The sequence below is a fragment of the Xanthomarina spongicola genome (assembly GCF_003148645.1).
GTDB lineage: Bacteria > Bacteroidota > Bacteroidia > Flavobacteriales > Flavobacteriaceae > Xanthomarina > Xanthomarina spongicola.
Genome location: NZ_QGGP01000001.1, coordinates 860,412 through 882,586 on the forward strand (window position 1 = coordinate 860,412; position 22,175 = coordinate 882,586).

At 31.0% G+C, this 22,175-nt stretch carries 20 protein-coding genes and 1 tRNA gene; 12 read left to right on the forward strand and 9 right to left on the reverse strand.

What is annotated here, in order from left to right; genetic code table 11:
• Nucleotides 1–3 precede the first annotated feature (3 nt).
• The 5 genes from LX78_RS03895 to miaB all read right to left on the reverse strand — a co-directional run bounded on the left by LX78_RS03895 (nt 4) and on the right by miaB (nt 6,304).
• Nucleotides 4–513, reverse strand: a complete 510-nt coding sequence (locus tag LX78_RS03895; RefSeq protein ID WP_109681309.1) for an LptE family protein — start codon at nt 511–513, stop codon at nt 4–6.
• 92 nt (nt 514–605) lie between these two features.
• Nucleotides 606–1,970 (reverse strand): DUF7507 domain-containing protein, encoded by a 1,365-nt coding sequence (locus tag LX78_RS03900; protein WP_109681310.1) that lies wholly within the window; start codon nt 1,968–1,970, stop codon nt 606–608.
• Nucleotides 1,971–2,071: 101 nt separating this feature from the next.
• Complete coding sequence (locus tag LX78_RS03905; protein WP_109681311.1) at nt 2,072–3,442, reverse strand: DUF7507 domain-containing protein; 1,371 nt, start codon at nt 3,440–3,442, stop codon at nt 2,072–2,074.
• A 44-nt stretch (nt 3,443–3,486) separates the two neighbouring features.
• Entirely contained in the window at nt 3,487–4,743 is a 1,257-nt protein-coding gene (locus tag LX78_RS03910) for a sigma-54 interaction domain-containing protein (RefSeq protein WP_109681312.1), read from the reverse strand.
• A 115-nt stretch (nt 4,744–4,858) separates the two neighbouring features.
• The gene (miaB, locus tag LX78_RS03915) at nt 4,859–6,304 is read right to left on the reverse strand and encodes a tRNA (N6-isopentenyl adenosine(37)-C2)-methylthiotransferase MiaB (RefSeq protein WP_109681313.1); all 1,446 of its coding nucleotides are present in this window, start codon (nt 6,302–6,304) and stop codon (nt 4,859–4,861) included.
• A gap of 163 nt (nt 6,305–6,467) precedes the next feature.
• On the opposite strand from miaB, the gene LX78_RS03920 reads away from it, so the two are divergent.
• From LX78_RS03920 to LX78_RS03955, 8 genes are all read left to right on the forward strand, one after another.
• Nucleotides 6,468–7,232, forward strand: coding sequence for a hypothetical protein (locus tag LX78_RS03920; protein WP_109681314.1), 765 nt, complete (start codon nt 6,468–6,470; stop codon nt 7,230–7,232).
• Nucleotides 7,233–7,401: 169 nt separating this feature from the next.
• The gene (gene topA / locus LX78_RS03925; protein WP_109681315.1) at nt 7,402–9,891 is read left to right on the forward strand and encodes a type I DNA topoisomerase; all 2,490 of its coding nucleotides are present in this window, start codon (nt 7,402–7,404) and stop codon (nt 9,889–9,891) included.
• Nucleotides 9,892–9,918: 27 nt separating this feature from the next.
• Complete coding sequence (locus tag LX78_RS03930; protein ID WP_109681316.1) at nt 9,919–11,085, forward strand: formimidoylglutamase; 1,167 nt, start codon at nt 9,919–9,921, stop codon at nt 11,083–11,085.
• 166 nt (nt 11,086–11,251) lie between these two features.
• Entirely contained in the window at nt 11,252–12,610 is a 1,359-nt protein-coding gene (gene porK, locus LX78_RS03935) for a T9SS ring complex lipoprotein PorK/GldK (protein ID WP_245881464.1), read from the forward strand.
• A 62-nt stretch (nt 12,611–12,672) separates the two neighbouring features.
• A complete protein-coding gene (gene porL / locus LX78_RS03940) occupies nt 12,673–13,314 on the forward strand; it encodes a type IX secretion system motor protein PorL/GldL (RefSeq protein ID WP_109681318.1) in 642 nt (213 codons plus the stop codon).
• Between the two features lie 55 nt (nt 13,315–13,369).
• A complete protein-coding gene (porM, locus tag LX78_RS03945) occupies nt 13,370–14,920 on the forward strand; it encodes a type IX secretion system motor protein PorM/GldM (RefSeq protein ID WP_109681319.1) in 1,551 nt (516 codons plus the stop codon).
• Nucleotides 14,921–14,970: 50 nt separating this feature from the next.
• The gene (gene porN / locus LX78_RS03950) at nt 14,971–15,870 is read left to right on the forward strand and encodes a type IX secretion system ring subunit PorN/GldN (protein ID WP_109681320.1); all 900 of its coding nucleotides are present in this window, start codon (nt 14,971–14,973) and stop codon (nt 15,868–15,870) included.
• Nucleotides 15,871–15,969: 99 nt separating this feature from the next.
• Nucleotides 15,970–17,016 (forward strand): NAD(P)/FAD-dependent oxidoreductase, encoded by a 1,047-nt coding sequence (locus tag LX78_RS03955; protein WP_109681321.1) that lies wholly within the window; start codon nt 15,970–15,972, stop codon nt 17,014–17,016.
• On the opposite strand, the gene LX78_RS03960 is transcribed toward LX78_RS03955, so the two are convergent.
• The gene (locus LX78_RS03960; RefSeq protein ID WP_109681375.1) at nt 16,997–17,389 is read right to left on the reverse strand and encodes a DUF983 domain-containing protein; all 393 of its coding nucleotides are present in this window, start codon (nt 17,387–17,389) and stop codon (nt 16,997–16,999) included. The two genes, LX78_RS03955 and LX78_RS03960, sit on opposite strands and share 20 nt — an antisense overlap.
• An 85-nt stretch (nt 17,390–17,474) precedes the next feature.
• On the opposite strand from LX78_RS03960, the gene LX78_RS03965 reads away from it, so the two are divergent.
• The 4 genes from LX78_RS03965 to LX78_RS03980 all read left to right on the forward strand — a co-directional run bounded on the left by LX78_RS03965 (nt 17,475) and on the right by LX78_RS03980 (nt 20,753).
• On the forward strand, nt 17,475–19,379 hold the full coding sequence (locus tag LX78_RS03965) for an ABC-F family ATP-binding cassette domain-containing protein (RefSeq protein WP_109681322.1): 1,905 nt from the start codon (nt 17,475–17,477) through the stop codon (nt 19,377–19,379).
• 117 nt (nt 19,380–19,496) lie between these two features.
• Nucleotides 19,497–20,315 (forward strand): Two component regulator three Y domain protein, encoded by an 819-nt coding sequence (locus LX78_RS03970; protein WP_109681323.1) that lies wholly within the window; start codon nt 19,497–19,499, stop codon nt 20,313–20,315.
• A 63-nt stretch (nt 20,316–20,378) separates the two neighbouring features.
• Nucleotides 20,379–20,555, forward strand: a complete 177-nt coding sequence (locus tag LX78_RS03975; protein ID WP_109681324.1) for a CPXCG motif-containing cysteine-rich protein — start codon at nt 20,379–20,381, stop codon at nt 20,553–20,555.
• Nucleotides 20,556–20,680: 125 nt separating this feature from the next.
• Nucleotides 20,681–20,753 (forward strand) — tRNA-Met (locus LX78_RS03980).
• Nucleotides 20,754–21,265: 512 nt separating this feature from the next.
• On the opposite strand, the gene LX78_RS03985 is transcribed toward LX78_RS03980, so the two are convergent.
• The 3 genes from LX78_RS03985 to LX78_RS03995 all read right to left on the reverse strand — a co-directional run.
• Nucleotides 21,266–21,553 (reverse strand): type II toxin-antitoxin system RelE/ParE family toxin, encoded by a 288-nt coding sequence (locus LX78_RS03985; RefSeq protein WP_109681325.1) that lies wholly within the window; start codon nt 21,551–21,553, stop codon nt 21,266–21,268.
• On the reverse strand, nt 21,546–21,785 hold the full coding sequence (locus LX78_RS03990; protein WP_109681326.1) for a ribbon-helix-helix domain-containing protein: 240 nt from the start codon (nt 21,783–21,785) through the stop codon (nt 21,546–21,548). Before LX78_RS03990 ends, LX78_RS03985 begins: the two co-directional genes overlap by 8 nt.
• A 100-nt stretch (nt 21,786–21,885) precedes the next feature.
• Nucleotides 21,886–22,175 (reverse strand): integrase core domain-containing protein (locus LX78_RS03995; RefSeq protein ID WP_146192538.1); only part of this gene is annotated, 290 nt, incomplete at its 5' end.

The window sequence follows — 22,175 nt, forward strand, 5'->3', positions numbered from 1 at the left end:
TATTTACCACTTTGCTAGTGTTGCATTAAAAATATCTTGGGTTAATCTTTCAAAAATAGTTTCTATGGCTACTACTTTTTGTGTGCCAACAAGATTGGCGTCTCCAGAATAATCATAGAAAAAAGAGAAACGTTGTTCCATATCTTCTTCATCATTTTTCCTATTATAAAAACGCACATTAACAGTTATAGTTAATTTGTTTTGCGCTGCTGTATTATTTGCAGTTGCTGTTGTTGGCGAGATTCTATATTCTATAATTTCTCCTTCGTAAACCAAATCGCCATTTGAGGTTACTAACTCTAAATTGGTTTGATTTAGGAGTAAGTCTTGTAAAGCTAGTGTAAACTGTCTATCTAATCCTGGTTCGACTAATATGGCATCATTTCTAAAATAATTTACCTGAAAGGTTTTAGTGTCCGATGAAATGGATGCACCTGTAAATGAATAAGCTCCACAACCAATTAATGTTAGGGTTGAAATGATTAATATACTGTATAATACTATTTTTTTCATTCTCGTTTTTTTGAAAACTAAATTTATAGGGAGTTCAAATTTAATTCTTTATAAACAAGTAGCTCATAAAGTTTTCAAAAAAATATTTTTTTTTAATCTGGAATGGCATCTCCTTGATAGTAATAATTTCCAAACGCTTGCGCAGGTTGAGGCCCAAGTTCATCAATATATTGTCTAGTTGAAGATTCTGGTAAATTATTTTCATTTAGGATATAGGTAAAAGCTATTCTACTTGGATCTGAATAATTTATTAATGTCAAGTTGTTTTGTGAGAATAAAAAGAAAAGAAGATTATAATTCCCGCCAAAAGGACTAACAAGAGGATATAAATTAATTAAATTAGTTGTAGAATATAGTGGATTTGTGATTGTGTTGTGACTAAAAATTACACAATCAGTATCAGAACAATCACTAGTGACATTGCCGTTGTAGTTATTCCACCACGTATCTCCACAGCCACCATATTCAGAAAATTCTTCGGTAATGGTATTGTATTCAGAACTATAAGAATAACTACACACACTCATTATTGGGTTACTGCCTACACTGTACTTGGTGAAATAAATTTCAGTATATTCAATATCGCCATTGGTCCAGATTTCTTCAGAATAATTGTCTAAATCAATATAATAATCCGAATCTTCGTCCACAAACTCAAACTGCCTACTACCTATACTCATTATCCTGTATTGAGCATCATAAATAATATCGCTAGACCATAATGGCACACCATTTTCATTATTTTTTGAGTAGTTAATGAGTTTTTGTTCTGAATCAAATTCAAAATTGTAAATGAAAATGTTGTGTGGATGTGTTCTTATATCAGTATAATAAATCTTGTATAGTTGCCCATAATAATCAAAATAGTATTTAATGTATGGGTCGCCATCTGAATTAAGAACATGGAATTGTGAAATTATAGTTGAATCGACAGTTGGTTCAGTTAATATGGTAATAGTTGAGTCATCAATTAAATTGCCATCATCATCAATACCATCGTCACTAATATCGGTTATTGTATTCCCGTCGGGCGTTAAAGCTTCGGCTGAAATACTATTAGAGACTCCACCAGCATCAACATCACTTTGTGTAATAGTATAGGTTGCTGTATAAGTTGCCGTTTCATTAGTTAATAATGATCCATTACTACTTCCTAAATCTGAATTTACAAATGCAATAGCAGAATTAAGAGTTAAAGGATTTCCGTTATTGTCGGTTAAAGTATATGTTAAATTGATATTGGTTAAATCAACTTCGCCAGTATTTTTGACTAATACAGTATAAGTTAAAACATCATCTACGCCTAAAAAGTTGTTTTCGTTAGTAGTGACTTCAACAGTATTGGTGACTTCAAGAGCTGCATTTTCATTTGAATTAGGAGATTGATTGTCGTCTGAATTATTGCTACAAGAAAAAAATAAAAAGATTAGAATAATAGGTAATAGTTGACGTGTCATATTAGTGTGAATTTTAAACCAATAAGATAACAAAAATATTATAAGTCAATTTTAATTCTTTAAATACAAGTAGTTCATAAAGTTTTCAAAAAATATTTTTTTTAATCTGGAATGGTATCTCCTTGATAGTAATAATTGGCAAAAAGCCCTTCATATTCAAGACTACCTGCATAATAACTTTGAATAGTTGATTCGATAGGCAGTTCTAAATCATTAAAATTGTAGAACCATATATTTGATGAAGGCTCTATTTCTGGAATACTTGATTGTAAATTGTTTTGAGACCAAATTACTTTATAGTTGAAATTATCGTCTAAAATATTAAGATTTTTAAGAAAATCAAATAACATTTGTAGATTGTTTGAATCTGTATATACTGGATTGATTGAAGAAAAGTGCTCGTAAGTAATATCATCATTTTCGTTATAATCTGCTATGACATTTATTCCATCATGACCAATAATACCATCGAGAAGAACGTTACAATAGGTGTACTCTTCGGTGTAAGTCTCTGTTACAGTATTATAGACAGAATTATAACCGTAATTACAAAAATCTGTGAAACTATTAGCAGCGCTTTCAGAAATCAAAAATTTTAAATAACCAATTTCAGTATAAATCAAATCACCATCTTCATAGGTGCTTTCAAAATAGGAATCTTCATCATAATAGTATTCTTCATCTGTATTATAAATGTAATTATGGTTGCCAATACTGGTGACTCTATTATCAGTATCATAAGATATTTCATGTGTATTCAATACTGTGCCTAGTAAGTCCGTTTCCTCTATAATTGTAATTTTTCCTTCAGAATCATATTCAAAAATGAGGCTCAAATTTGCTCCAATATCGCTGTATTTGTAGAAATCACCTTCTTCGTTAAAAGCATATTTAGTTCTAATATCACCTGAACTATTGAGTTCGTGATATTCTGAAATGATTAATGGGTCAAATTCAATAATGGTTTCTGTTGGGTCATTTGAATCGTTACCATCTTCATCATCTCCATTATCACTAGTGTCATTAATTTCAGTTCCATTTGGAGTTGTTCCATTGGAAATAATGCTATTTGATATGCCACCAGCATCCACATCGCTTTGTGTAATTGTATAGATTGCTGTATAATTGGCAGTCTCTTCAACTAATAAAGTTCCATCTTCACTATTTGCATCTGAATTAACAAAACTAATAGCAGAATCTAATGATAAGGAACCACCATTATTATCTGTTAAATTATAAGTTAGGTTGATATTGTTTAAAGTAACATCTCCAGTATTTTTAACAGATATGGTATAGGTTAAAACATCATCTACACCTAAAAAGTTATTTTCATCTGTAGTTACTTCAACAGTATTGGTGACTTCAAGAGAAGGGTTTTCATTAGGTTGAGATTGTGATGTAGTTGCATCGTCATCATTACCACAGGAAGAAATAATTAAAAAGCAGAAAAGATAGTACAGTGATTTTTTCATATGAGAACTGATTTTTAGTTTTTTAAAGATACAAAAAACTTAATCTATAAATCGAACTGCTTAATTTTCCTGTATAAAGTACGCTCGCTAATGCCTAGCTCAGCAGCTGCTAATTTACGTTTTCCTTGATGACGTTCAAGCGATTTTTTTATGAGTTCCAGTTCTTTATCGTGTAAAGATAGTGTTTCTTCTTCTTCAATTTCTTCGGCAAAATGATATTTGTCTTGCAGTTCTTCGGTAGTATCATTATTCGTAGATTTTTCAGGAATAGATAACACTTCTAGGTCTTCAATAGTATCTTCATTTTCTTCCTCTTGACCATAAATTTTCTGAATCAAACCTTCATGATCTTTTTGAACGTCTTTAGCATTACCACTTTTCATAAGTTCCATGGTTAGCTTCTTTAAGTCGTTTAAATCGTTTTTCATGTCGAACAATACCTTATACAAAATTTCGCGTTCATTACTAAAATCGCTTTCAGCTTTAGATGTGTTAATAATGGCTGGTAGATTTGTTCCTGCACTAGGTAGATAGCCATTTAGTGTTGAAGCGTTAATGGTTCTATCTTGTTCTAAAACTGAGACTTGTTCAGCAACATTTCGTAATTGTCTAATATTTCCACTCCATCTATATTTTAACAATAAAACTATAGCTTCATCTGTTAGTTTAATGGTTGGCATTTTATATTTTAAAGCAAAGTCGCTTGCAAATTTTCTAAATAATAAGTGAATGTCTTCTTTTCTATCTCTTAAAGGTGGTAAGTGAATTTCAACAGTACTCAATCTGTAATAAAGATCTTCACGAAACTTTTCTTTTTTAATTGCATCGAACATGTTTACGTTTGTTGCAGCAACTATGCGTACGTTGGTTTTTTGTACTTGACTGGAACCTACTTTAATGAACTCGCCATTTTCAAGAACACGAAGCAAACGCACTTGTGTTGTAAGTGGTAATTCGCCAACTTCATCTAGAAAAATAGTACCTCCATCTGCTACTTCAAAATAACCAGAACGTGTTTGAGTTGCACCAGTAAAAGCACCTTTTTCATGTCCAAAAAGTTCACTATCTATAGTGCCTTCTGGTATAGCTCCACAATTGACAGCAATGTATTTTCCGTGTTTTCTGTGCGATAATTGATGAATGATTTTTGGAATACTTTCTTTACCAACACCAGATTCTCCAGTTACTAAAACCGAGATATCTGTTGGTGCCACTTGAATGGCTTTTTCTATGGCACGATTAAGTTTGGCATCGTTACCTATAATTCCAAATCGTTGTTTTGTTGCTTGAATGGATTCCATATTTACTTCCTGCGAAAGCAGGAATCTCAGTTTTTAATGTTAATGTTCTTCTTTTTTGTCACTTCGAGTGTAGTCGATAGGTCTCAATAAGGTTTCGACTGCGCTCAACCTGACTTTATTTATTATCAGATAACTCAAAAGCTTCACCAATAAGTGTAGCACTAGTACAATCTGTTACTTTTACATTTACTAAATCTCCAATATTATAATTTGCTTTAGGAAATACAGCTACAATGTTCTGCGATGTTCTTCCAGACCATTGTTGATCAGATTTTTTAGATTCTCTTTCTATTAAAACTTCAACAGTTGTGTTTAAATATTCTTTTGTTTTAATCTCACTATGTTCACGTTGTCTCTGAACAATTTCAGCCAATCTACGTTTTTTTGTTTCTTCAGGTATATCGTCTTCCAATTTGCGTACTGCTAGTGTTCCAGGTCTTTCAGAATAAGTAAACATATAACCAAAATTATATTTTACATAGTCCATTAAACTCAAGGTGTCTTGATGATCTTGCTCTGTTTCTGTTGGGAAACCAGCAATTAAATCCTGACTAATAGAACAATTTGGAAGAATGCGTTTAATGTTGTCTATTAACTCGAAATATTCTTCACGAGTATGTAATCTATTCATTTCTCTTAAAATTCTATTACTACCACTCTGGACAGGTAAATGGATGTGCTTACAAATGTTTGGATATTTTGCCATGGTCTCAATAACATCCAACGTTAAATCTTGTGGATTTGATGTAGAAAAACGAATACGCATTTTTGGTTGTGCTTTGGCACATAATTCTAATAACTTGGAAAAATTAACAGCTGTAGCTTTTTGTATTTCGCTAGCTTTTTCAAAATCTTTTTTTAATCCTCCACCATACCAAAGGTAACTATCAACATTTTGTCCTAAAAGAGTAATTTCTTTATAACCTTTAGACCATAAATCGTTTACTTCTTCAAGAATACTTTGTGGATCGCGACTTCTTTCTCGTCCTCTGGTAAATGGTACTACGCAGAATGTACACATATTATCGCAGCCACGAGTAATTGATACAAAAGCAGAAACACCATTTGTGTTTAAACGAACTGGCGAAATATCGCCATAAGTTTCTTCTTTTGATAAAATAACGTTTATAGCATCTCTACCATCATCAACTTCGGCAAGTAGGTTTGGCAAATCTTTATATGCATCTGGACCAACAACAAGGTCAACAATTTTTTCTTCCTCTAGAAACTTGCTTTTTAAACGTTCTGCCATACAGCCTAAAACACCAACTTTCATTTTTGGGTTGATGCGTTTTACAGCATTATATTTTTCTAATCTTTTTCTAATGGTTTGTTCGGCTTTATCACGAATAGAACAGGTGTTCACTAAAACTAAATCGGCATCCTCTAGTTTTTGAGTTGTATTGTAGCCTTCATCAGAAAGAATTGAGGCAACAATTTCGCTATCGCTAAAATTCATAGCGCAACCATAGCTTTCAATGTAAAGCTTTCGAGTATTTTGTTCTTTATTTACAATAACTAAGCTTTCGCCTTGTTTATTTTCGTCAATAATCTTTTCCATATATATTTCCCACACAAGTGGAAATGTTATTTTTTATAAATTGTCAATAAGCATGCAAAGATACAATTATTTTGAGTAAAGTGACAAAGTGGCAGTGTGTAATTTATTATTTGAATTGTTAAAAAAATAACTACCTTTAAATACTAATCAATAATTATACAAGATGCAATTTTCAGAAATTCAAGTTAGAATACAGAATGCAAAAGCTTTAGACTTTGGCGATATTTTTAGTAAGTGTATTGAACTCTTTAAAAAAGTATGGGTTCAAGGTTTGGTAATGTTATTATTAACAATAGCAATTTTACTTCCATTTTATTTAATTATGTATTTGCCATTAATTGGTGCTGGCTTTTTAGAAACCGGATATTCTAGTTATTCTGGCTATAACGACGATTTTAATATTATATTAATGATTCCTTTCTTTATTTTTATCTTAATATTTTCATTTGTAGCAATGGTTATTAGCTTTGGAATGAAAGCGTCTTTTTATAGAATATGTAAGCTAAAGGATTTAAATGAAGCAGGGTCTGATGATTATTTTTATTATTTAAAAAGACCACATTTAGGAAAAGTAATAAAATTAGCTTTATTAACTTTTGCAATTACTTTAATAGCTACTATGCTTTGTGTAATTCCTATAATATATGTTATTGTTCCAGTTACTTTAATGAATGTGATATTTGCATTTAATCCAGAAATGTCTGCAACAGAAATAGTGAAAACTGGTTTTGATTTAGGAAATAAAAAATGGCTAATAACATTTGGTCTTATTATTGTCTCGGCTATTTTGGCTCAGATTGTAGGAATGCTCATGTGTTTAATTGGCACTTTTGTAACAGCTTCGTTTTCGTATTTACCGGTTTACTTTATTTATAAAGAGACAGTTGGTTTTGACGAAACTAATAATACACCTAGTCATCAAGAATAATTAAAACGATGCATATTTATTTTAAAAAGCCTGATTTTTCAGGCTTTTTTTTATCTCCAAGTTAAAGCTTTTTGACAGCTATATAGTGGTAATTTAGTCTTGAAAAATTTATTAATTAGGAAGATAAATATTTTTTCGCATACATTTGTAGCCTTAAAAAAAATCAAACATGGCGAAGAATTTAGTAATAGTAGAGTCACCAGCAAAAGCCAAAACAATAGAAAAATTCCTTGGAAAAGATTTCAAAGTAGAATCTAGTTTTGGTCATATTGCAGACTTACCTTCTAAAGAATTAGGAGTAGATGTAGATGGAGATTTTAAACCAAAATACGAGGTTTCCAAAGATAAAAAGTCAGTTGTAAAGAAACTTAAAGATCTAGCGAAAAATGCCGAAATGGTTTGGTTAGCAAGTGATGAAGATAGAGAGGGAGAAGCGATTGCTTGGCATTTAGCCGAATCTTTAAATTTAGATAAAGAGAAGACGAAACGTATTGTTTTTCATGAAATTACAAAATCTGCAATTCAAAAAGCAATAGAAAACCCAAGAGGGATTGATTACGATTTGGTGGATGCGCAACAAGCACGTCGTGTATTAGATAGAATAGTAGGATATGAATTGTCTCCTGTACTTTGGAGAAAAGTAAAAGGAGGTTTATCAGCAGGTCGAGTCCAATCAGTCTCAGTAAGATTAATAGTAGAACGCGAACGCGAAATACAAAATTTTAAACCTGAAGCATCCTATAGAATTGATGCCGAATTTGCTAATGAAGCAGGTCAAGCTTTTAAAGCAAAATTACCTAAGAATTTCGATACAAAAAAAGCAGCACAATCTTTCTTGGAGAAAAATGCTACAGCCAGTTTTAAAGTTGCCGACTTAGAAAAAAAGCCAGCTAAAAAATCGCCAGCTGCACCTTTTACTACATCAACTTTACAACAAGAAGCATCCAGAAAATTATATTTCTCAGTAAGTAAAACCATGACATTAGCACAACGCTTATATGAAGCAGGATTAATTACTTATATGAGAACAGATAGTGTGAATCTATCTGATGAAGCTAGGAAAGGAGCACAAGCTGCAATTGAAACGGCATATGGTTCTAAATTTAGCAAACCAAGAAATTATAAAGGAAAAGCTAAAGGTGCTCAAGAAGCGCATGAGGCCATTCGTCCTACAGACTTTTCTCTTCATTCGGTAGATATTGATAGAGACCAGGCAAGATTGTACGATTTAATCTGGAAACGTGCCATTGCTTCTCAAATGAGTGATGCACAACTAGAAAGAACAAATGTAAAAATTAGTGCATCAACGCATAGCGAAACGTTTTCTGCAAATGGAGAGGTTATTACTTTCGAAGGATTTTTAAAAGTGTATTTGGAAGGAACAGACGATGAAGATTCTGAACAAGATGGTATGTTGCCAGCAATGAAAACTAACGAATCGCTCCTTAATAATTACATTACAGCTACAGAACGTTATACACGTGCACCATATAGATATACTGAAGCTTCTTTAGTAAAGCAATTAGAAGAACTTGGTATTGGTAGACCATCTACTTATGCACCAACAATTTCTACCATTCAAAATAGAAATTATGTTGAAAAAGGTACTGTTGAAGGTGTTGAACGAAATTATTCGCAATTAACATTAGAGCATGGGCAAGTTCAAGATAAGTTGTTGACAGAAAAAGTAGGTTCAGATAAAGGAAAATTGGTTCCAACAGATATTGGAATGATTGTAACCGACTTTTTAGTAAATCATTTTGAATCCATTTTAGATTATAATTTTACTGCAAAAGTTGAAGAGGACTTCGATAATATTGCTGAAGGGAAAGTAAATTGGACAAAAATGATGAAAGATTTTTATAAAGAATTTCATCCAATTGTAGAAGATGTTCAAGAAAATGCAGATAGAGAATCTGGAGAGAGAATACTTGGAACAGATCCAAAAACAGGACGCCAAGTAAGTGTAAGATTAGGAAAGTTTGGGCCAATGGTTCAAATAGGAACTGCTGAAGAAGAAGAGAAGCCACAATTTGCAAGTTTATCTCCAGAACAACAATTAAATACCATTACCTACGAAGAAGCAATGGATTTATTCAAGCTTCCAAAGCATTTAGGAACATTTGAAGGAGAAGAAGTAGAGGTTAATAATGGACGTTTTGGACCTTATGTAAAATTTGGTAAAACCTATGTCTCATTACCAAAGGGAGTCGAGGCGCTTAGTGTAGAATTAGAAGATGCTATTGTTTTAATAAAAGAAAAGCAAAAAGCAGATGCTCCTATATATATGTATAAAGATTTACCAGTACAAAAAGGTAAAGGACGTTTTGGACCATTTATTAAATGGAATAACACATTTATAAATGTCAATAAAAAATATGATTGGGATAATTTATCTGATAATGATATTGTAACTTTGATTGAAGAAAAAATCCAAAAGGATATAGATAAGGTTATTCATAACTGGGAAGAAGAAGGAATTAAAGTTGAAAAGGCACGTTGGGGAAGACATAATGTAATAAAAGGTAAAATTAAAGTTGAATTACCTAAAACCGTAGATGTTTCAGAAATGACTTTGGAAGAAGCAAAAGCGCTTATTGAAGCAAAAGCACCAAAGAAGAAAACTGCCAAGAAAAAAACAACCACCAAAAAGAAATAATTAATACAATATCAATAATAATTACTAATGAATTTTAATTTTCTTTCTCCTGTTTCAGATTTGGTACTTGCACATAACGAGTTATTATCTCAACAAGCTTTAGGAAAGAAAATTAAGATTCATTCCAAACAAAATGGCATTCCAGAATTAGAGAATGCACATTTAGCAATAATTGGCGTCTTAGAAAACAGAAATGACATTAATTATATAGGAGAAGAATTTAATTTAGATGACATTCGAAAATCACTTTACTCACTTTATCCTGGAAACTGGCACAAAACTATTGTCGATTTAGGAGATATAAATAAAGGAGAATCTGTAGAAGATACCTATTTCGCTCTCAAGACTACTATAAGCATACTAGTTCAGAAAAACATTATACCCATAATAATAGGAGGAAGTCAAGATTTAACTTATGCTAACTACAGAGCGTATGATGACATTGCTCCAATGGTTAATATTGTGAATGTGGATTGTAGATTCGATTTAGGCGATTCAGCTAAGCCAATTAAGAACGATAGTTTTGTTGGAAAAATAATATTAGATAAACCATATAATCTATTTAATTACGCAACTATAGGATATCAAACCTATTTTAATTCTCAAGAAGAGATTGATTTAATGGATAAATTATATTTCGAATCTTATAGATTGGGTCAAGTATCTAAAGACATTACCATAGTAGAACCAGTAATGAGAGATGCAAATATTGTAAGTATCGATTTAAATTCAGTGAAAGCTTCAGAAGTTAGTGGAATACAAAAAGCATCGCCAAATGGATTAGACGGGAAAGAGATTTGCGCCATCTCGAGATATGCAGGCATTAGTAATAAAGTATCTTCTCTTGGTATTTATGAATATAAGCCATCTAAGAACAATGATGTTACTGCCATGTTAATTGCTCAGATTATTTGGTATTTTATTGAAGGAGTGAGTTTTAGAGTAAAAGATGATGATTTTTTAAATGATAATAATTATCAAAAATTCATTACCTTGGTCGACGAACAAGAATTAATCTTTTATAAAAGTAAAAAAACGCAACGTTGGTGGATAGAAATTCCTTTTTTATCCGAAATAAATAATAAATTAAAAAGACACACGTTATTACCATGCATGCATCAAGATTATATAGATGCTTGTAATAGTAAGTTGCCAGACCGTTGGTATAAAGCATTTCAAAAGAATTGTCTTTAAAAATTGAGTTTTTAACACAAATTTTATCGTTAAAATGCATTGTTTTTACGATGAAATGTAAAATATTTTAAAAAAAAGTTGTTTTTTTGAAAATATATAGATATGTTTACGCTCTCAAATTTTTACAAAGAGAAATTAAATTATTAACCTCGAGTTTTCTATGGATATGAAAAAGTTTATTTTATTAATCGCAGTTTTAACATTATTAGCTAGTTGTGGCTCTGGGGACAGAGGTGAACTAGTTGGAGTTAAAGGAAAGAAATGGCACCCAGAAAAGCCTTATGGTATGGAGCTAGTTCCAGGTGGCGCTTTTATTATGGGTAAAGCAGACGATGATCTAGCAGGTATTCATGATGCACCAGCAAAAACCGTTACAGTTAGAGCATTTTACATGGATGCTACTGAAATAACAAATAGCGAATATCGTCAATTTGTTAATTGGGTTAGAGATTCTACTATTAGAACAAAACTTGCTATTCTAGCAGATGAAATTGGTGAAACTCCTGGCAATGGTGGTATTGGAGAATTTGCATTTAATGATGCAGACCCAGAGAATATGACAGTATATGAAAAGTATATGTACGACAATTACAGTGGTCTAGGACCAACTGGATATGAAGGCAGAAAATTAAATAAAGAAGTAGATTTAATTTTTGATACTGAAGATTATCCAGACGAGTATTATGCTGAAGTAATGGATACTATGTATATTCCATTGGAAGAATCTTATAATGGTCAGAGAACTTGGGATGTTTCTAAATTCAAGTTCCAATATTCTTACATGGATATTGAAAAAGCTGCTAAAAATAGGTCTTTAAAAAGAAAAGATGTTATAGTAAAAGAAGAAGTAGAAATTTATCCAGATACAACTGCTTGGATTAGAGATTTTGCATATTCTTATAACGAGCCAATGCATAATGATTATTTCTGGCATGATGCCTATGGAGATTATCCTGTAGTTGGTGTATCTTGGACTCAAGCTAAAGCTTTTTGTCAGTGGAGAACTTTGAATAAAAACGCCTACCAAAAAGATAGAAAAGCAGCCTTTGTAAATTCATTCAGATTACCATCTGAAGCCGAATGGGAGTATGCTGCTAGAGGAGGTCTACAAGCTTCTACTTACCCTTGGGGAGGTCCTTATACTAAAAATGATAGAGGCTGCTTTATGGCAAACTTTAAACCTCTAAGAGGAGATTATGCAGCAGATCAAGCATTATATACTGTTGAAGCTAAGTCTTATGAACCAAACGATTATAACTTGTATAATATGGCTGGAAATGTTTCAGAATGGGTGAGTGCATCTTACGATCCTTCTTCTTATGAATATGTTTCAACAATTAACCCTAGTGTTAACGATGTTAATAATCAACGTAAAGTAGTTCGTGGAGGTTCTTGGAAAGACGTTGCTTACTATTTAGCAGTTAGTTCAAGAGACTATGAGTATGCAGATTCTGCAAGAAGTTATATTGGCTTTAGAACCGTTCAAGATTATATGGGAACTGAAGTAACTAAAAACGCAAAATAAAAACAACAATTAATATTAATCTACTTAAGTAAACTAACTTAACTTAAACAAAAACTAAAATTATGGCACAATCAAGAGCATTCAAAAAATTTATGACCATGTCTTATGGGTTCGGAGCATCAATTGTAATTATTGGAGCATTATTCAAGATTATTCACTTTGAAATAGGACCATTAACAGGAAACGTGATGTTAACCTTAGGTCTTGTAACTGAAGCAATTGTATTCGCAATATCTGCATTCGAACCAGTAGATGACGATTTAGATTGGTCTTTAGTATACCCTGAATTAGCAGGAGGTATTGGAAGTAACAAAAAAGATCAACCTAAAGATGCTGAAGGATTATTATCTAAAAAATTAGATAACTTATTAAAAGAAGCTAAAATAGATGGTGAATTAATGGCAAGCCTTGGAGATAGTATTAAAAACTTCGAAGGAGCTGCTAAAGGAATTAGCCCAACTGTAGATTCTATGGCTGCAACAAAAAAATATGGTGAAGAATTATCTTTAGCTGCTGCACAAATGGAATCTTTAAATAGTCTTTATAAAGTTCAATTAGAAAGTGTTAATCGTCAAGCTACTATTAATGAAGAAGCTGTAGAAAATGCTACTAAATTAAAAGAACAAATGCAATCGTTAGCATCTAACTTATCATCTTTAAATGGTGTTTATGGAGGTATGTTATCTGCAATGAACAAAAGCTAATTAGTTTAAAAAACTAAATTTTATTTTAACAATTAACTTAAAAAACTAATTAGAAATGGCAGGAGGAAAATTATCTGCAAGGCAGAAAATGATTAACTTGATGTATTTAGTGTTTATAGCAATGCTAGCACTTAATATGTCGAAAGAAGTGCTATCAGCATTTGGATTAATGAACGAAAAGCTTACTGAATCTAATGAAGCTGCAACTACTCGTAATCAGCAATTTTTTGCTGGACTAGAACAACAAGCAATTGACAATGAGCTAAAATATGGTCCTTTAAAAAATCAAGCAGCTGAAATTAATACACTAGCTAATAATTTTAATAGCTATTTAGAAGGTTTAAAAGGGCAAATGACTGCTACTGTTGATGATCCTCAAGATTACGAGATTATGGACAAAGGAGATTTCCTTGATAATTATTTCTTTAAAGGAGATAAATTAAAACCAGAAGGTCAAGAATTTTTAGACCAAATTGCTAAATTCAGAGATGGTGTGGTTGCTGTATTAAATACAAATCCAGACATGGCAAGTATTGCTAAAGATGTAGAAAAGAAATTTGCTGTAAATCCTGTTACAAACAGAGATGGCAATAAAATAGCTTGGTTAAGCTACCACTATAAAGGGTTTCCTTTAGTAGCTTCTTTAACTAAAATGACACAGTTACAAGCAGATGTTAAAACTACAGAGTCAGAAGTTTTATCTTCTATGTTAGCTGGAAAATTAAAAGTAGAAGCTTCTTTAACGAACTTTGATGCTATTGTTGTTCCAGACAAAACAGCCTTTTTCTCTGGAGAGAACTTTACTGGTAGAATTATTTTAGGTAAAAAAGATAATACATTAAAAGCAGATAAAGTAGTTGTTAACGGAACTGAATTAGCAGCTGAAGCAATGAAAGCTGGTGAAACATTTTTAGAATTTCCAGCAGGTAATGTTGGAGAACAAGATATTAAAGGTCAATTTATATTTAAAGAAGGTGGAGAAGATGTTGTAATAGACTTTGAAAGCACTTATGCTGTTGTACCTAAACCAAATTCTGCAACTATTTCTGCAGATAAAATGAATGTGGTTTATCGTGGTGTAACTAACCCAATGACTATTTCTTTTGCTGGTATTTCAGATAATAATGTATCTGCAAGTGCGCCAGGATTAAGTAAAGGTTCAGGAGTTGGTAAATACAACATGAATCCAGGAACAGGAAGAGAAGTATCAATTAATGTGTCTGGTACTTTACCAGATGGGACTAAAGTTAGCGACAAAGCGACGTTTAGAATTAAAGATATTCCTAAGCCAACTGGTACAATAAGTGGACAAGATGGTATTGTAAAATTACCACGTAACTCCGTAGAAATTGGAACTGTTGGTGCTATGTTAGACGATTTTGATTTTGAATTACCTATTCAAGTTACTTCGTTTAAATTTAAAGTACCAGGACAACCATCAGTAGAAGTTAATGGAACAAAATTAAATTCTCAAGCTAAAAACGCCTTACGTAAAGCAAGACGTGGAGATAATGTTCAAATATTTGACATTAAAGCTCAAATTAGAGGAAACTCTTCTTACAAGCTTAAAGGTGTTTCTGCAGTAATTGTTGAGATATCTAATTAAAAGACTTTATCAAATTAATTGATAAGCCCTAATAAAATAAATTTGAAAAGATGAATTATAGAAGTTTTTTATTAACCGTTTTAAGCATATCGTTTGTATCTGCTTCCTTTTCTCAGGCTAACATTTTAAATGCAAAAAGCCCAGATCAGATTGGTGTAAGAACCGAAGCTCAAAAAGCAGTCGATAACGATAAACCTTTAGAATATGGTTATGTAGACGATAGAGACATTATGTTTTCTAAAATGACTTGGGAAAGAGTGGTTCTTGATGAACGTGTTAATTTCCCTTTATACTACCCTGTAGATACAAATAATATTGGAAAAGACAGACGTTCTTTATTCGATGTCCTATGGAAAAGTGTAAAAGATGGAGATATAGAGAATATTTATGATGATTCTTACTTTACAACTAAACGTACAATAAAAGATATTTCTTCTGCTATGTCTAAAATAGATACTTTAGATATTGGTTACGAACAATATAATGCCGATGGTTATGTAGACCCAGAATATATTGTAAAAAGAGATATTACATCTTACGATATTAGTGCTTATTTAATTAAAGGGTTATGGTATTTTGATAAACGTCAAGCTGAATTAAAATATAGACTTCTTGGTATAGCTCCAGCTGCACCAGATGTGAATTTTATTGATTCAGACGATGAAGCAAACAAAGAGCCAATTCCATTATTCTGGGTGTTCTTCCCAGATTCAAGAGATATTCTACACGAAGCTAAATCATTTAATAATGAAAATAGTGCAGTACCATTCTCTTTCGATCATCTTCTTAATTCAAGACGTTTTAATGGATATATTTATAAAGAAGAAAATGTATATGGAGACCGTAAAGTAACCGAATACATTTCTGAAAATGCTTTAATGCAACTATTAGAATCTGATAGAATTAAAGAAAAAATTAGAAACTTTGAATTAGATATGTGGGCTTATTAATTTAAACCACTATATAAATATTAAAAACGCTCACTATAAAAGTGAGCGTTTTTTGTTTTCTAATCAAGTTAAAATCTTTTTGTCTTACTTTTGTGCTTCATGAAAAAAGTAGATTATATTATTGTTGGTTGTGGTTTAGCTGGAGTTGCTTTTTGCGAGCAATTAATAGCAGCAAATAAGTCGTTTTTAGTTTTCGATAATAAATCACAACAATCTTCTGTAGTAGCAGGTGGCTTATACAATCCTGTTGTTTTAAAACGCTTTACGTCTGTTTGGAAAAGTAAAGAGCAATTAGAGATTGCTCTTGCCATGTACAAGAAAATAGAAGGCAAACTTCAAATTAAAATAGATTACAAAATTCCTGTTTACAGACGCTTTACATCACTTGAAGAGCAAAATAACTGGTTTACAGCTTCCGATAATCCGTTGTTGGCTGAACATCTTTCAGCTCATTTAATAAAGAATACTAACCCTTTTATTAATGCAGATTTTGGTTTTGGAGAAGTATTAAATACAGGAAGAATAGATACAAACACCTTAATAACTTCATATAAAGAAAACCTAATAAAAAATAAACAATTAATTGAAGAGGCTTTTAATTATGAAGAGCTTCAGTTGTCAGAAAGTATCGTTTCATATAAAGATATTAAGGCTAAACATATTGTTTTCGCAGAAGGATTTGGACTAAAACAGAATCCGTTATTTAATTATTTGCCAATTAATGAATCTAAAGGAGAGTTGTTGACTATACATGCTCCAGATTTAAAAATTGATTATGTTTTAAAATCCAGTGTATTTGTTTTACCATTAAGTAACGATTTGTATCATATAGGAGCCACATATAACTGGACAGACAAAACCAATAACATTACTAAAGAAGGTAGAGAAGAGCTCTTAAACAAGCTTGAAACGTTTTTAAATTGCGATTTTAAAGTGATAGAACAAGTAGCTGGAATAAGACCAACAGTTAAAGATAGAAGACCCTTGGTTGGTAAACATCCAAAACAAAATAATGTCTATGTTTTAAACGGACTTGGTACTAGAGGTGTTATGATTGGACCTTATGTCGCCAAGCAACTTTTTAATTATATTGAAAATAACATTGAATTAGATACAGAAATTAATATCAATCGGTTTTCTTCTTAACCAATGATTTATCAAAATGTATAAAAAGATTAATCCAAATATTTCTAGATACTCGCATAATAATAGGCCCAAACGCGATTAATGTTCCAACAATAGCAATAAAAGCAGTCATTAAACTACTTCCTAAAAACAAATAACTAATAATAAAAGCAGCAACCGCAAAAGCAATTCCTACAGCATAGCTAACATACATAGAACCATAGAAAAAAGAAGGTTCAATTCGGTATTTAATACCACAATTAGAACAGTTTTCATCTATTTTTAAAACATCCTTTAAGATATAAGGGTTTTTATTTGAATACATGGATTCTTCATGACATTTCGGACAGGCTCCAGTAATTATACTATAAAGTTTGCTTCCTTTTTTTATCATCATTAAAACTATTACTTTTGCGCTTTGTAAGATTTTACAAAAATAGAATTTTATAAAATAACACTCTGTAACAATAGTAACAAAAATGCTTAACATTCATAATCTTTCTATTTCTTTTCAAGGGGAATATTTATTCGAAGAAATTACTTTTAAATTAAGTCCTGGAGATAGAATTGGATTAATTGGAAAAAATGGAGCTGGTAAATCTACCATGCTAAAAATCTTGGCAAAAGAATTAGAACCAGATTCTGGCCAGATTGCAGCAGACAAAAATCTAAGTATTGGTTTTTTAAAGCAGGACATCGATTTTGTTTTTGGAAGAACAGTTTTGGAGGAATCTTATGAAGCTTTTCATGAAATTAAAGCAATAGAAGCTAGAATGGAAGAAATCAACCTTCAGTTAGTTGAACGTACAGATTATGAAAGTGATGGATATCATCAAATAATGGTGGATCTTAACGAAGTTCAGCATCAATACGAAATTCTTGGAGGTTATAATTATCAAGGTGAAACCGAAAAAATACTACAAGGTTTAGGTTTTAAACGTAGTGACTTCGATAAACTTACAGATACTTTTTCTGGTGGATGGAGAATGCGAATTGAGTTAGCTAAACTCTTACTCCAAAACAACGATATTCTTTTATTAGATGAGCCAACAAACCATTTAGATATTGAATCGATAATCTGGTTAGAAGGATTTTTAAAAACATACAATGGAGCCGTAGTTATTGTATCTCACGATAAAATGTTTTTAGATAATGTTACTAATCGAACTATTGAAATTTCATTAGGAAGAATCTACGATTATAATAAACCATATTCTAAATTTTTAGTTCTTAGAAAAGAAATAAAGGAGCAACAATTAGCAACTCAGAAAAATCAGCAAAAACAGATTGAGCAAACCGAAAAATTAATTGAAAAATTTAGAGCTAAAGCATCAAAAGCTACTATGGCTCAATCTTTAATTAAGAAATTAGATAGAATAGAAAGAGTAGAAGTAGATGAAGACGATAATGCTGTAATGAAGCTTAACTTTCCGGTTTCAATTGTCCCTGGAAAAGTAGTTATTGAGGCACATAATATTTCTAAAAATTATGATGATGTTCAGGTTTTAGAAAATATTGATATTACTATTGAACGAGATTCTAAAACAGCATTTGTTGGTCAAAATGGTCAAGGAAAATCGACACTAGCAAAAATTATTGTTGGAGAAATAAAGTATCAAGGCACGCTTAAACTTGGGCATAATGTGCAAATAGGTTATTTTGCTCAAAACCAAGCAGATTATTTAGATGGTAATAAAACTGTTTTAGATACCATGATTGATGCTGCTAACGAAAAAAACAGAAGTAAAGTAAGAGATATACTAGGTTCCTTTTTGTTTAGTGGAGAAGAAGCAGATAAATACGTGAGAGTTCTCTCTGGTGGCGAAAGAAACCGTTTAGCGTTGGCAAAATTACTATTACAACCTTTAAATGTTTTAGTAATGGATGAGCCAACAAATCATTTAGATATTAAATCTAAAAATGTATTAAAAGATGCGCTTAAGAAATTTGAAGGAACCCTTATATTAGTATCGCATGATAGAGATTTCCTTCAAGGATTAACTAATAGAGTTTACGAGTTTAAAGATTTTAAAATAAAAGAATATTTAGGAGATATAGACTATTATTTACAACAACGAAATGTTGAAAATCTTCGTGAAGTAGAAAGACGTCATGTTATAAAAGAAATTCCTAAAGAAAGTAATAAGCAATCTTACGAAGATCAGAAAAAGCTTAAGTCTCTAAATAATAAATTAAGTAACCTTGAATCTAAAATTAATCAACTTGAAAAAGAGATTAAGGAAATGGATGTGGAGTTAGCTACAGACTACGATAAAACAGTATCTAACAAGAATTTTTTCGACTCTTATCAAGGCAAAAAGAACAAACTAGATAAACTAATGATTGAATGGGAAACAGTACATGAAGCAATAGAAAACATTTAATTTAGTGATTTATAATTTTATGTATTTTTTCTGAATTGTGCATTTCATCGAATAAATTTGTTTATTATCCTATATTAGTCTAATATTGTTACAGATTAATCCCAAATCTATGCTATTATGAGGACTATAAAACTTATTTTACTTTTTGTATTTGTTTCTGCTTATTCTTTCGCAGAAGTTTCTGTAAATGAAAGAGAAGCGTTAATTGCGCTTTATAATTCTACTCAAGGAGATCAATGGAACAACACTTGGAATCTAGATGAACCAATAGAAAATTGGTATGGTGTTACTGTTGTTAATAATAAAGTAGTTGATCTTAATTTACATTTTAACAACCTTAAAGGTTCTATTCCACAGCAGATAGGTGATTTATTATACTTAAGAAGTATTAATCTTGGGTTTAATTATATAGATGGAAATATACCATCAACATTAGGAAACTTATCAAGACTTACATCCTTAGAATTATTTATGAATAAGTTAGAGGGTGAAATTCCTGATGAAATTGGAAATCTTACATACTTAAGAACTTTAAAATTGTATAGTAATAGTTTATCAGGTCAAATACCTGCATCTATAGGAAAATTGGTAAACCTTAAAGAATTAATGTTAGGCAGTAATTTTTTAACAGGAAATATTCCAACCCAAATTGCAAGTTTAAATAACCTTGAAATATTAAGTTTAATTGATAATAAATTAGTAGGTAATATTCCAGTAGAAATCGGACAATTAAATCAATTAAAAGAATTGGTGTTATCTAGTAATCAATTAACAGGAACAGTGCCTTACCAACTTACAAATCTATCTCAATTAAACACTTTTATGGTAAGTGATAATAATTTTGATAGAGAATATGTAAGTATCATTCAAGGTAATGGAAATATAAAAGAATCTATTGATTTTAATTATGGAACCGTAATTACAGATAATGATTAAAAGTTTATAAATTGATATAAAAAAGACTGTTAGAAATAACAGTCTTTTTTTATATCTTTAATTATGGAAGAACATCTTTTTCAATGTCCATATTGTTGGGAAACTATATCGATGCTTATAGATAGTTCGCAAACTGAGCAAGAGTATGTTGAAGATTGTGAAGTGTGTTGTAATCCAATACAAATTCGTGTTCGTTTTGAAAATAGAATGTTAGTTAGTTTTACTGCTGAAAGTATATAGCAATAATTTTCTTTAAAATGTTCTTGTTATATCTAAAAAGCATTGTATATTTGCAGTCCTAAAATGATTGAGTCGGCATTATGAACCGAAAGTTAAAAGCTAAGAAAATCATTTTGATATTAAATCGCGGGATAGAGCAGTAGGTAGCTCGTCGGGCTCATAACCCGAAGGTCACTGGTTCGAGTCCAGTTCCCGCTACTAAGCTTAAAGCTAATTAAATCAAAGGGTTGTGTATTCACAACCCTTTTTTTTATGACTTCAGTTTTAAGTTTTATATTGCAGGTACATGATTCAGTACATGATTTTACTATGAAACCCAACTAAAAACATATAATTTTAGTCAAATTGAAAAATTTGTATTGTGATATTTTTTGTGATACAAATTGATATAAAAATTTTGTACCAATGATTTTGGTTACAAATGGCACCATTTTTAGCTGTTTTAGTGTCTAAAACTAATATAATTTATGTTTTTTACTGTTATTTATGTTATCACAAAATAAAAAGATTAATAGAGGAAAAACATTAAATGAATAAATTGCAACTCAATAATATTGTAAAGTATTTCTAAAATTTAGAAATACATATTCATTATGGATTCAACTTTTTTACTTGATTGTTTTCGATTTTGGTTGGTTAAAATTCAAGAAAAAAAATCGCAAAAAGTAAGCAGTCTTTTTTAACTCAGTTCTTTGTTGGCTACAGTATTTTTAAAGGATACTATCTAAATCTTGTCTTCCAATTATTGTCATTATCTCAATAACATCTTCGTTTACTCTGAAGAAAATACTATCTGATCCACAAACACATCTTCTATATCCTTTTTTTATGAAATCAACCGATTCAAATGAATATGGTCTTTGAGTAATAATCTCGAAATATTCAAAAAAGGAGTTATAGTATTTATCAGCTTGAGAAATTCCGAACTTTTTAACTCCATAATGATGAATTCTTATCAGATCTTCTTTAGCCGTATTACTTAATCTAAATTCAGCCATTGAGTAAGCTCTTTGATTGTTTTAGAATCTGAGCTTTATCATCAGAAGTAAATCCACTGTTTTCAGCTCTTTCAAGTTTTGTTCTAATCCAATCAATTTGAACTTGTTGGTTTCTTGCTTGTCTAATTAAATCATTGACTAATTCACTTTTACTTGAATATTCTTTGTTGTCAACTTGATTTTTCAGCCATTCGTCATTTGGTTTTGTAAATGATATACTTTGTCTAGCCATAATATTGTGTTTAGGTGTAAATTTACACCAAAAATGAATCAATTGCAAATTTTTCTGAATATGTCTTGTCCTGAAATATGGCTACAGGTTAAAATTGAATTTACGCTGTTTTTAAATATACCATATTTGGTGTTTTATAGTCTAAAGATAAATGTAATCTTATTTCGTTGTATAAATTAATTGCATTTTTTGCAGCTCTCTTAGCGTGAGCCACGTTATCAAAGGTTTGGTCTAAATAAAACTCGTCTTTTAAGATTCCATTTACACGTTCTGCCATTGCGTTTTCGTAGCAATGATTTTCTTCAGTCATACTAATCTCTATCTTTTTTCTTTTAAGTATTTGTGTGTACACATTACTGCAATATTGTATTCCTCTGTCTGAATGATGAA

Excerpts from the sequence above, each read along its gene's own strand:
- LX78_RS03920 (WP_109681314.1), top strand. The coding sequence starts at position 6,468 with ATGCAATTTTCAGAAATTCAAGTTAGAATACAGAATGCAAAAGCTTTA.
- LX78_RS03905 (WP_109681311.1), bottom strand. The coding sequence starts at position 3,442 with ATGAAAAAATCACTGTACTATCTTTTCTGCTTTTTAATTATTTCTTCC.
- LX78_RS03965 (WP_109681322.1), top strand. The coding sequence starts at position 17,475 with ATGCTTAACATTCATAATCTTTCTATTTCTTTTCAAGGGGAATATTTA.
- LX78_RS03955 (WP_109681321.1), top strand. The coding sequence starts at position 15,970 with ATGAAAAAAGTAGATTATATTATTGTTGGTTGTGGTTTAGCTGGAGTT.
- miaB (WP_109681313.1), bottom strand. The coding sequence starts at position 6,304 with ATGGAAAAGATTATTGACGAAAATAAACAAGGCGAAAGCTTAGTTATT.
- topA (WP_109681315.1), top strand. The coding sequence starts at position 7,402 with ATGGCGAAGAATTTAGTAATAGTAGAGTCACCAGCAAAAGCCAAAACA.
- LX78_RS03910 (WP_109681312.1), bottom strand. The coding sequence starts at position 4,743 with ATGGAATCCATTCAAGCAACAAAACAACGATTTGGAATTATAGGTAAC.
- porK (WP_245881464.1), top strand. The coding sequence starts at position 11,252 with ATGAAAAAGTTTATTTTATTAATCGCAGTTTTAACATTATTAGCTAGT.
- LX78_RS03975 (WP_109681324.1), top strand. The coding sequence starts at position 20,379 with ATGGAAGAACATCTTTTTCAATGTCCATATTGTTGGGAAACTATATCG.
- porM (WP_109681319.1), top strand. The coding sequence starts at position 13,370 with ATGGCAGGAGGAAAATTATCTGCAAGGCAGAAAATGATTAACTTGATG.
- LX78_RS03970 (WP_109681323.1), top strand. The coding sequence starts at position 19,497 with ATGAGGACTATAAAACTTATTTTACTTTTTGTATTTGTTTCTGCTTAT.
- porN (WP_109681320.1), top strand. The coding sequence starts at position 14,971 with ATGAATTATAGAAGTTTTTTATTAACCGTTTTAAGCATATCGTTTGTA.
- LX78_RS03930 (WP_109681316.1), top strand. The coding sequence starts at position 9,919 with ATGAATTTTAATTTTCTTTCTCCTGTTTCAGATTTGGTACTTGCACAT.
- porL (WP_109681318.1), top strand. The coding sequence starts at position 12,673 with ATGGCACAATCAAGAGCATTCAAAAAATTTATGACCATGTCTTATGGG.
- LX78_RS03985 (WP_109681325.1), bottom strand. The coding sequence starts at position 21,553 with ATGGCTGAATTTAGATTAAGTAATACGGCTAAAGAAGATCTGATAAGA.
- LX78_RS03960 (WP_109681375.1), bottom strand. The coding sequence starts at position 17,389 with ATGATAAAAAAAGGAAGCAAACTTTATAGTATAATTACTGGAGCCTGT.
- LX78_RS03990 (WP_109681326.1), bottom strand. The coding sequence starts at position 21,785 with ATGGCTAGACAAAGTATATCATTTACAAAACCAAATGACGAATGGCTG.
- LX78_RS03895 (WP_109681309.1), bottom strand. The coding sequence starts at position 513 with ATGAAAAAAATAGTATTATACAGTATATTAATCATTTCAACCCTAACA.
- LX78_RS03900 (WP_109681310.1), bottom strand. The coding sequence starts at position 1,970 with ATGACACGTCAACTATTACCTATTATTCTAATCTTTTTATTTTTTTCT.